This is a genomic window from Vibrio sp. 1151_11 (assembly GCF_029478525.1).
GTDB lineage: Bacteria > Pseudomonadota > Gammaproteobacteria > Enterobacterales > Vibrionaceae > Vibrio > Vibrio anguillarum.
The window spans coordinates 127,106-136,571 of the sequence record NZ_SHMN01000005.1 but is presented as its reverse complement, the minus strand read 5'-3'; the positions used below and the strand labels follow the sequence as shown (position 1 = coordinate 136,571).

Genomic DNA, 9,466 nt, shown 5'->3' with positions numbered 1-9,466 from the left:
CTCAACAACAATAAATAAAGCCAAAAATCGGTACACAAAAGGAAAGCTCATGCTCAATAAACAAACAATGGTCAGCGCACAAACAGCACTGAAAGGACGAGAAACCCCTATGTCAGTGGAGGAAATTCATTACGTTAACCACAGCAACATCACTGAGCAGCCTAATGAGCATCAGCAACAAATAGTGATTGGTATGGGCTGTTTTTGGGGCGCTGAACGCTTATTTTGGCAACTCGATGGTGTGGTGTCGACTTCAGTAGGCTATGCCGGCGGCTTTACCCCAAACCCAACTTACGAAGAAGTATGCAGTGGTGAAACTGGCCATACTGAAGTGGTACGCGTAATCTTTGATCCACAGCGCTTGCCATTAGAAAAGCTATTAAGTCATTTTTGGGAAAAGCACGATCCGACCCAAGGCATGCGTCAAGGTAACGATAAAGGCACTCAGTATCGCTCCGCTATCTATACCTATTCAGAACAACAACAGCAAATAGCACAGGCCTCAAAGCAGCGATACCAGCAGGCGTTGTCAGCCAGTCAACGAGCCTTAATTACCACCGAAATTGTACCCGCTGGTCCTTACTACTACGCCGAAAGCTATCATCAACAATATTTAGCTAAAAATCCGAATGGTTATTGTGGGTTAGGAGGAACAGGCATCTGCTTCCCACCCCAGCTCAGCGAATAAAGCGTGTAGAATTGAGGCTTTGTTAGCATTTTGTTAACCGCTTAATGGCCTCTTTTCGTGGTTTTATTGATTCTATGCTATACCTTTGTTGCTCAACTAAAAGGGACCCCTACAATGAAAAGTAAACGAGTGATCGCCATTCTAATGGCCTGCTGTCCAGCGCTTACCATGGCACACAACATTACCCAAGGTCAGCAAGTTGCTGATGTTTCAGTGGAAAAACATGGTGAAATCATCCTACAAGATGATAAAACGGCCTTTCAAACTTGGGATACCAGCCAACTGCTAGGCAAAGTGCGCGTCATTCAAGCCATTGCTGGTCGCAGCAGTGCTAAAGCGTTAAATGCACCATTGATGGCTGCCATTATGGCCGCACAATTTCCCGCAGAAAGTTATCAAACCACCTCGATCATCAACCAAGATGATGCGATTTGGGGCACAGGATCGTTTGTCAAATCTTCCGCTCAAGACAGCAAGAAAGAGTTTCCGTGGTCTTCCATGGTGCTAGATGAAGCGGGAAATGTAGCCAAAGCGTGGGATTTAAAAGAGGAATCATCAGCGATCATCGTTCAAGATAAGCAAGGTAAGGTACTGTTTGTTAAGGAAGGTGCATTGAGTGATGAGGAAATTCAAACGGTTTTAGGCTTGATCAAACAGAATTTATAATAACCTTAGGTGGCCGATAACACGGCTGCCTTTGCTAAACATATCGTGGTGAAAGGTGCTTTTATAAAAATAAGAGTACGCTTTATTCTCACAATATTGTTATATTATAACAATTATCATTTTACTACTGTATTGGTTTGATGTTTACCCGTCTACGTTGCCCCCATTACCGAGCTCAAAGCATTGCATTATGTGCCATGCTGCTGATGCTATGGTTGAATGTCGCTTATGTAGATCATCACCTCGATACTAATCCTGCGCATCACGCGCAGCATCATTGCCAACTTTTTTCTGGCTTTCAAAATGGTCTAAGCAGTGCGCTGCCTATCCTTCCTGCCGTTAGTGGCTGCGAAATTCGATCATCAGTAGAGAAAACTCAGCGTCGCCCCTCAGTTCATTACGCTTATCTTGCTCGCTCACCTCCTCACTTTTAGACGTCTTATCTAGTTATTTATGATTTGTTACCCAAAGCCAAAGCGCTAAGGGCTAAGGGCTAAGGGCTATTTTGATGTTTAAAAGGAATCACCCAATGTTTATCCAACGTAAACTCGCTCTCTCTATCGGCCTAATTTTAAGCATGCCAGCACTGGCAAATGAAGAGTTTCGCCAACATGAGGCTCATGTACATGGCCACGTCGAGTTCAATATTGCTCAAGATGGGCAAGATTTACTGATTGAAATCACCGCCCCCGGCGCTGATGTAGTCGGCTTTGAACATGCACCACAAAATGATGAACAACAACAGCGCTTAAATAAAGTCCTTGAGCAGTTCAGCCACGCCGATGGCATTTTCCAACTGCCCGCTCCGGCCAAGTGTCATTTAGAAGAAAGTCGTATCGCGCATACGTTAAATGGTGAGCACCACGACCACGACCACGACCACGACCACGACCACGACCACGACCACGACCACGACCACGACCACGACCACGACCACGACCACGACCACGACCATCATGAAAAACATGATGATAAACATCAAGATAAAGATGCTCAACACGCACACCATGACCATAAAAAAGATGTGCATGATGAAGGCGAGCATAGTGGTCACGGTGAATTCACGATTCAGTACCAATATCACTGCGATAACATGCCGCAATTGCAGTACCTCGACACGCAATGGTTTAACTTGTTCCCAAATACCCAAACAATCTCTGCCAATGTACTGACAGACAAAGCACAATCTGCCTCTGAGTTGAAAACAAACAGCACTCGCATTACGTTTTAAGGCGTATAAGCAACAACCTAGAGTAAGCACACACTTACTCTAGGTTCATTGTCGTTAAAGGAATTCACAATGAGTGATTTGCATATTCTATCGCTGACGTCTGTCATTGAATTGAAAGAGGTCGAATTTCGTTGGCCGAATAGCTCACAACCAGCCTTATCTATCCAGGATCTTTGTGTAAAACGTGGAGAGCACCTTTTTATTAAAGGGCCAAGTGGTTGTGGCAAATCGACCTTACTGAGCTTACTGACTGGGATCAACCAAGCACAACGAGGGGAGGTCTCTATTTTAGGCACCAACCTGTCGACGTTAACTTCCCGTCAACGGGATCGTTTTCGAGCCGATCACATTGGCTACATTTTCCAACAATTTAATTTATTGCCTTATCTCTCAGTGATTGAAAACGTTACGCTACCTTGCCATTTTTCCAGCACTCGCAAGCAGAATGTGGCAGGCGATCTGATTGAGAAAGCAAAACAGTTACTCACTCGCCTACATCTTGCACCTGAACTACTGACTAAACCGGTTATCGAACTGAGTATTGGCCAGCAGCAGCGTGTCGCGGCGGCGAGAGCATTGATTGGCGAACCCAAGCTGATCATCGCTGATGAGCCAACCTCGGCGCTGGATCACGACAATCGACTCGCGTTTATCGAACTGCTATTGGAAGAGGCGAATCGGGCAGGTTCAACACTGGTGTTTGTGAGCCACGATCCCACCTTAGAAGCTTTATTTGACCGCGCAGTTTACCTCCCTCAATTGAATCAGGCAGGAGTGACAGCATGAATGTAATTACCAATCTGGCGTGGAAAAGCGTACTTAACCGCAAAACCACAGCGCTACTCTCCATTCTGACGGTCGCCATTTCAGTCATTCTGTTAATGGGGGTTGAACGCATTCGAACTCAAGCCAAAGAGAGCTTTGCAAACACCATTTCAGGGACGGATCTAATCGTCGGTGGCCGCTCTGGACAAGTCAACTTGCTGCTCTATTCGGTATTTAGAATTGGCAATGCCACCAATAATATCGACTGGAAAAGCTACCAAGCCTTCAGTGAACATCGCAGCGTCAAGTGGGCGATCCCCATTTCATTGGGTGACTCACACCAAGGGTTTCGCGTTATGGGCACCAATCACCATTATTTCGAGCATTTCAAATATGGAAGTAAGCAACCACTCACTTTCTCTCAAGGCACTGAATTTCATGGTTTATTTGAAACGGTATTGGGTTCTGATGTCGCCAAAACCTTAGGTTATCATATTGGCAGTGACATCATTATTGCGCATGGGATCAGCGATGTGGGTTTTAGCCGCCACGACAACCTCCCTTTCAAAGTAGTGGGTATTTTAGCGCCAACGGGAACGCCCGTAGACAAAACGGTGCATGTCTCATTAGAAGCGATTGAAGCCATTCACGTGGGTTGGGAATCGGGTGCGCATTTAGGCAATTCACCATCCAAAGAGCAGCTTGAACAACACAACTTTCAACCCAAGCAGATCACCGCCATGTTGATCGGTTTAAAATCGAGAATTCAAACCTTTGCACTGCAACGTGAAATCAATAACTATCGCCAAGAACCTTTGAGCGCCATTATGCCCGGCGTCGCTCTGCAAGAACTGTGGGGTATGATGTCGATAGCAGAACAAGCTTTAATGGCAGTGTCGGTCTTTGTGGTGGCGGCAGGGTTACTTGGCATGCTCAGCAGCTTACTGACAAGCTTGCAGGAAAGACGCCGTGAAATGGCGATTCTGCGCGCCATGGGCGCACAACCTAAACATATTTTTGCTCTGCTTATCAGCGAAGCGACGACGCTGACCTTCATTGGCATCTGCGTTGGATTAGCGGGGTTGTATTCACTGCTCGCACTGGCGCAACCTTTTATTGCGCAGCATTATGGCATTCAAATCACACTCAGCACCTTAAGCGGCTATGAGTGGCAATTATTAGCTTATGTACAGCTGGCTGGCATTATTATTGGTGTCATCCCGGCTCTGCGCGCCTATAGACAATCACTTAGCGATGGAATGACCATTCGAATTTAGGACTTAACGATGAAAAAACTACTGCTTATCAGCACGCTGCTGCTATCGGGCTTGTTACCGATGTACGCACAGAGTAATGAACAAGTACTGACGCTCGATTGGATCGATCTGATCCCGGAAAACGAACGTAACCAATTCAACGCCGATGGTATGCCAGCATTGAACCATGATGGCGAAATGACGGCTGCACAATCAAAAATCGGCGGAGTTAGAAAAGAGCTCAATGGCAGCCTGGTCAAAATACCCGGCTTTGTGATCCCACTGGAAGGTGACGCCAATAACGTTACTGAGTTTCTACTGGTGCCCTACTTTGGCGCATGCATTCACGTGCCGCCACCGCCACCAAACCAAATTATTTATGTGAAATATCCGCAAGGTGCTCCAATCCAGCAGCTCTGGGATGTAATTTATCTGATTGGGACACTGAAAACCGAAAGTGTTAGCCACGATCTGGCCGAAACAGCGTATGTGATCGAAGGCACTGCGATCGAAGAATACGACGACATGTAGTTAACAAAATAGCAACCTATTGATTCATCTAAACTAAACGATATATTTAGATAAATACGCTAGCAAAGCGACATATATCAACAATAGTAAAGTAATCGATAGGTGCTTTTTCAGTCTATTTTCTTTCCAACACTTCATAAGCGCCCCACAAATTCCGATAACAATTTTAACAAGTTATTATCATTAGGGATAGCGCAAATTTATGATCTAGAACGAATGTTTTTCCTAGATGGAAAATGCGTTACACGTTACATTTTAATCCATGAATGAAATGGGTGATTGAAGCGGACATAAAATGGCAGATACCAACAACCCTGTAGTGATTGAACATCAAGCCAACTCAGGTCAAAGCCACGAAAAAAAATCGAGCTACATCAAAGACAGTGGTAGTCGCATTTTGAATATTGCTCAATATCACGGCTTAGATGCGCTGCTACAAACGGATCCGCCAGAAAAAACCTCGCTTGATCGCGCCTTATTTAGAGAACAGCAACGTAAAGAGCAGCGACAAAAAAACCTAGAGCAGATCGTCAAACTGGCGCATATCTCTTGTAAAAATGAGACCGCGGGAGAGCCTGATCAAGATTGGTTACACCGTTTTTTCGATATGGCGCAAGACATCCACAACTCTTCGATGCAGCGACTTTGGGCGCAAGTACTCAAACGCGAGGTGACCAACCCCGGTTCAACCTCAATGAAAGCACTGCAAGTATTACAAGACATGACACCAAAAGAGGCGCAGATACTCCAAAAAGCCTCAGCGTTAGCCTGCTGTTTTGGTAGCGATAACAGCCGCAAGCTGTTGGTCGGCATTCGTGCTACTAACGGTATTTTTAGTTTAGGGAAGCGCATCAGCACATTTGTCATCAATATGGGTAGTTTCCAATTACCCTATTCGAGCCTATTAGTACTGATCGAGCTTGGCTTACTGCATGCCACTGAACTGGAATCTGGAGAAATTGAACTTGAACCGGCACTGCTGTTGACCTATCAAGGCAAGAATCTGTCACTGCAATCGATGAGTAAAGGGGTAAGGCTGCTCTATTACCGTTTCAGTCCCACTGGCAATGAGCTGTGTAAGCTACTGGGTAATAAACCGAATATGCAGTACTACGATCAGATGTTGGCGGTGCTTAGCCAGAAATTCACTGTCCACACCGAAGTTGCCAGCAGCTCTTTTCATCACGCTGTCTAGCCTCAAAAATAAAGGGCTCAAGCTGATGAGCCCTCTTCTGCATTAGGCGATAATCGCTCGCACTTTCAGCGCTGTTAGGCAAATTTCCACCAGCTCATCAATGCTTTTTTCGCCAGCCGCAAGATCGACCTCAGGGTTTTGCGGCGACTCATACTCAGAGTCAATGCCCGTAAAATTACTGATTTCACCAGCGCGCGCTTTTTCATACAGCCCCTTCGGGTCGCGCTGCTCGCACACGTCCAACTTGGTATTGACAAACACTTCGATGAATTCACCTTGTGGCAGCATATCGCGCACTAATTGACGCTCAGCGCGATGCGGTGAAATGAATGCAGATAACACGATTAACCCAGCATCGGCCATCAGCTTCGCGAGTTCACCAATACGGCGAATATTTTCTCGCCGATCTTGCTCTGAGAACCCAAGGTCGCTGCACAAGCCGTGGCGTACATTATCCCCATCGAGTAAATAGGTGTGATACCCGAGTTGAGCTAAACGCTGTTCCAACGCACCAGCAATGGTTGATTTTCCCGCCCCTGACAGCCCCGTAAACCACAATACTGCTGGCTGTTGTTGTTTTAAGTTGGCGCGGAACGACTTATCCACCGTATGCTGATGCCAGACAACATTTTCATCTTTATTGGCCAAATTCGTACTCATTACTCAATCCTTTGTTGCCTCAAACTAGCCAATAGAGGGACGCTGTAAGCGGCAATCCCTCCCAGCGAATCACCACAGTTAAGCCTTGAGTAACTGACGAAGATCTTTAGCTTCCCAGTGTGGAAAGTGCTTGCGGATCAAGGCATTCAATTCCACTTCAAATGCAGAGTGGGCGCTTTGAGCATGAGCGATGTTTTGCAAACTATCTCGAACTAAGCCCGCCCCCACCGTCACATTCGTCAGGCGATCGATGATGATAAATCCACCAGTATTGGCACTGTCTAAGTATTTATCCAGCGCGATCGACTCTGTTAGCGACCATTCACACAAGCCAATGCCATTGAGCGGCAACTCTTCACTGTGATAAGTCGATAAATTATTAATATCGTACTGGTGACGTACTGCTTGCAACTGGCCGACGGTTTTCTTACCTGCAATTTTGATGTTGTATTCACGCCCGGCTTTGAGCGGTTGTTCTGTCATCCAGACCACATCGGCTAATAGATGGTTAGTTGATTCAACCTGCGCTCCTTGCAGCACAATAAGATCACCACGGCTGATGTCAATTTCATCGCTGAGCGTTAACGTCACCGCTTGGCCTGCTTGCGCTTGCGGCAAATCTCCATCGAAAGTAACAATACGTGCCACGGTGGATGTTTTTCCGGACGGAAGTGCAGTGATTGCATCTCCAACGCTGATGCTGCCCGCTGCAATCGTGCCAGCAAAACCGCGAAAATCGAGATTCGGTCGGTTCACATACTGCACTGGAAAACGAAACTCACCGGCTCCTTTTTGCTGATCTACGTCCACCGTTTCAAGCAGCTCCAGCAGTGATGGGCCTTGATACCAACGCATATGTTGACTTGCTTCGACCACGTTGTCCCCTTCCAGAGCAGAAAGCGGGATGATCTGAATATCAGTATCACCTTGCAGATGCTTTGAAAATTCCACGTAGTCTTGACGGATCTGCTCAAAACGATCTTGTGAGTAATCGACCAGATCCATCTTATTCACCGCCACCACAAAATGCTTCAAACCTAAAAGATTGGCAATGAATGAGTGGCGACGCGTTTGATCCAAAATGCCTTTACGGGCATCGATCAAAATCACCGCGAGATCGCAAGTGGATGCGCCCGTCGCCATATTGCGCGTGTACTGCTCATGCCCCGGAGTATCGGCAATGATGAATTTGCGCTTTTGGGTAGAGAAATAGCGATACGCCACGTCAATGGTGATCCCTTGCTCACGTTCCGCTTGCAGGCCATCAACTAACAGAGCTAAATCGGGGCGCTCGCCCGTCGTGCCAACACGCTGGCTATCGGAATGGACGGCGGCCAGTTGATCTTCATAAATCTGTTTTGTGTCATGAAGCAAACGACCAATCAAGGTACTTTTTCCATCATCAACTGAGCCACAAGTCAGAAATCTCAGTAACGATTTGTGCTGGTGTTGCGTGAGATAAGCTTCAATACCGATCTCAGAAAGCTGAGCCTGAACTGCACTATTCATAATCTTTCCTTAGAGGCTTAGAAATAACCTTGGCGTTTTTTCAATTCCATCGATCCTGATTGATCGTGGTCGATCGCGCGGCCTTGTCGTTCACTGGAAGTGGCCACCAGCATCTCTTCAATGATGCCCGTTAGCGTATTGGCCTCTGATTCAATTGCGCCAGTAAGTGGATAACAACCTAACGTGCGAAAACGCACACTCTTGTGCTGAACTTCTTCTCCAGGTTGCAGCTTCATCCGCTCATCATCAACCATGATCAGCATCCCATCGCGTTCGACAACTGGGCGAATGTCCGATAAATACAGCGGTACGATCTCGATGTTTTCCAAATAGATGTATTGCCAGATATCCAATTCAGTCCAGTTCGACAACGGGAAGACACGAATGCTCTCACCTTTATTGATTTGGCCGTTGTAGGTTTTCCATAGCTCCGGACGCTGGTTCTTCGGATCCCATGTGTGGTTCTTGTCACGAAAAGAATAAACACGCTCTTTCGCGCGTGATTTCTCTTCATCACGACGCGCACCACCAAAAGCAGCATCAAAACCATATTGGTTCAACGCTTGTTTTAAACCTTGGGTTTTCATGATGTCGGTATGCTTTGAAGATCCATGCTCAAAAGGGCTGATCCCCATCGCGATCCCTTCTGGGTTTTTGTGTACCAAAAGCTCAAAACCATACTTGTGCGCCATGCGATCACGAAATTCGATCATTTCACGAAATTTCCAATCGGTGTCCACATGCAGTAGTGGGAAGGGAATTTTCCCCGGATAAAAAGCCTTGCGTGCTAAATGCAGCATCACCGAAGAGTCTTTACCAATCGAATACATCATTACTGGGTTATCAAATTCAGCGGCCACTTCACGTAAAATATGAATACTTTCGGCTTCGAGCTGTTGTAAATGGGTTAAGCGTTGTTGATCCATCTGCATGCTTCCTTTTCGCTCGCATTGCGAGCCTTGTGC

At 46.4% G+C, this 9,466-nt stretch carries 11 protein-coding genes; 8 read left to right on the top strand and 3 right to left on the bottom strand.

Annotation, left to right across the window (positions count from 1 at the left end; all coding sequences use genetic code 11):
- Positions 1–49 precede the first annotated feature (49 nt).
- The 8 genes from msrA (at position 50) to EXZ60_RS05880 (ending at position 6,332) form a co-directional block, all read left to right on the top strand.
- The gene (msrA, locus tag EXZ60_RS05915; protein WP_277435442.1) at positions 50–688 is read left to right on the top strand and encodes a peptide-methionine (S)-S-oxide reductase MsrA; all 639 of its coding nucleotides are present in this window, start codon (positions 50–52) and stop codon (positions 686–688) included.
- A gap of 114 nt (positions 689–802) precedes the next feature.
- Positions 803–1,354: a YtfJ family protein gene (locus EXZ60_RS05910; RefSeq protein ID WP_277435441.1), complete on the top strand. Its 552-nt coding sequence runs from the start codon at positions 803–805 to the stop codon at positions 1,352–1,354.
- A gap of 140 nt (positions 1,355–1,494) precedes the next feature.
- Positions 1,495–1,788 carry a DUF2607 family protein gene (locus EXZ60_RS05905; protein ID WP_081989810.1) on the top strand — a complete coding sequence of 98 codons (294 nt, stop codon included), beginning with the start codon at positions 1,495–1,497 and terminating at the stop codon, positions 1,786–1,788.
- Positions 1,789–1,883: 95 nt separating this feature from the next.
- Positions 1,884–2,585 carry a DUF2796 domain-containing protein gene (locus tag EXZ60_RS05900; protein ID WP_277435440.1) on the top strand — a complete coding sequence of 234 codons (702 nt, stop codon included), beginning with the start codon at positions 1,884–1,886 and terminating at the stop codon, positions 2,583–2,585.
- A 69-nt stretch (positions 2,586–2,654) separates the two neighbouring features.
- A complete protein-coding gene (locus EXZ60_RS05895; protein ID WP_013855948.1) occupies positions 2,655–3,371 on the top strand; it encodes an ABC transporter ATP-binding protein in 717 nt (238 codons plus the stop codon).
- Entirely contained in the window at positions 3,368–4,627 is a 1,260-nt protein-coding gene (locus tag EXZ60_RS05890) for an FtsX-like permease family protein (RefSeq protein WP_017042870.1), read from the top strand. Before EXZ60_RS05895 ends, EXZ60_RS05890 begins: the two co-directional genes overlap by 4 nt.
- Before the next feature lie 9 nt (positions 4,628–4,636).
- Positions 4,637–5,137 (top strand): DUF3299 domain-containing protein, encoded by a 501-nt coding sequence (locus EXZ60_RS05885; protein ID WP_064625926.1) that lies wholly within the window; start codon positions 4,637–4,639, stop codon positions 5,135–5,137.
- Between the two features lie 295 nt (positions 5,138–5,432).
- Positions 5,433–6,332 carry a TIGR03899 family protein gene (locus EXZ60_RS05880; protein ID WP_013855945.1) on the top strand — a complete coding sequence of 300 codons (900 nt, stop codon included), beginning with the start codon at positions 5,433–5,435 and terminating at the stop codon, positions 6,330–6,332.
- A gap of 42 nt (positions 6,333–6,374) precedes the next feature.
- Here the strand turns inward: EXZ60_RS05880 and cysC are convergent, their stop codons facing one another.
- The 3 genes from cysC to cysD all read right to left on the bottom strand — a co-directional run bounded on the left by cysC (position 6,375) and on the right by cysD (position 9,433).
- Positions 6,375–6,992 carry an adenylyl-sulfate kinase gene (gene cysC, locus EXZ60_RS05875; RefSeq protein WP_277435439.1) on the bottom strand — a complete coding sequence of 206 codons (618 nt, stop codon included), beginning with the start codon at positions 6,990–6,992 and terminating at the stop codon, positions 6,375–6,377.
- Between the two features lie 78 nt (positions 6,993–7,070).
- On the bottom strand, positions 7,071–8,501 hold the full coding sequence (cysN, locus tag EXZ60_RS05870) for a sulfate adenylyltransferase subunit CysN (protein ID WP_017049184.1): 1,431 nt from the start codon (positions 8,499–8,501) through the stop codon (positions 7,071–7,073).
- Between the two features lie 17 nt (positions 8,502–8,518).
- Positions 8,519–9,433 (bottom strand): sulfate adenylyltransferase subunit CysD, encoded by a 915-nt coding sequence (gene cysD / locus EXZ60_RS05865; protein ID WP_017046727.1) that lies wholly within the window; start codon positions 9,431–9,433, stop codon positions 8,519–8,521.
- Positions 9,434–9,466: the final 33 nt, after the last annotated feature.

Excerpts from the sequence above, each read along its gene's own strand:
- EXZ60_RS05910 (WP_277435441.1), top strand. The coding sequence starts at position 803 with ATGAAAAGTAAACGAGTGATCGCCATTCTAATGGCCTGCTGTCCAGCG.
- cysN (WP_017049184.1), bottom strand. The coding sequence starts at position 8,501 with ATGAATAGTGCAGTTCAGGCTCAGCTTTCTGAGATCGGTATTGAAGCT.
- EXZ60_RS05905 (WP_081989810.1), top strand. The coding sequence starts at position 1,495 with ATGTTTACCCGTCTACGTTGCCCCCATTACCGAGCTCAAAGCATTGCA.
- EXZ60_RS05885 (WP_064625926.1), top strand. The coding sequence starts at position 4,637 with ATGAAAAAACTACTGCTTATCAGCACGCTGCTGCTATCGGGCTTGTTA.
- cysD (WP_017046727.1), bottom strand. The coding sequence starts at position 9,433 with ATGCAGATGGATCAACAACGCTTAACCCATTTACAACAGCTCGAAGCC.
- msrA (WP_277435442.1), top strand. The coding sequence starts at position 50 with ATGCTCAATAAACAAACAATGGTCAGCGCACAAACAGCACTGAAAGGA.
- cysC (WP_277435439.1), bottom strand. The coding sequence starts at position 6,992 with ATGAGTACGAATTTGGCCAATAAAGATGAAAATGTTGTCTGGCATCAG.
- EXZ60_RS05890 (WP_017042870.1), top strand. The coding sequence starts at position 3,368 with ATGAATGTAATTACCAATCTGGCGTGGAAAAGCGTACTTAACCGCAAA.
- EXZ60_RS05900 (WP_277435440.1), top strand. The coding sequence starts at position 1,884 with ATGTTTATCCAACGTAAACTCGCTCTCTCTATCGGCCTAATTTTAAGC.
- EXZ60_RS05880 (WP_013855945.1), top strand. The coding sequence starts at position 5,433 with ATGGCAGATACCAACAACCCTGTAGTGATTGAACATCAAGCCAACTCA.
- EXZ60_RS05895 (WP_013855948.1), top strand. The coding sequence starts at position 2,655 with ATGAGTGATTTGCATATTCTATCGCTGACGTCTGTCATTGAATTGAAA.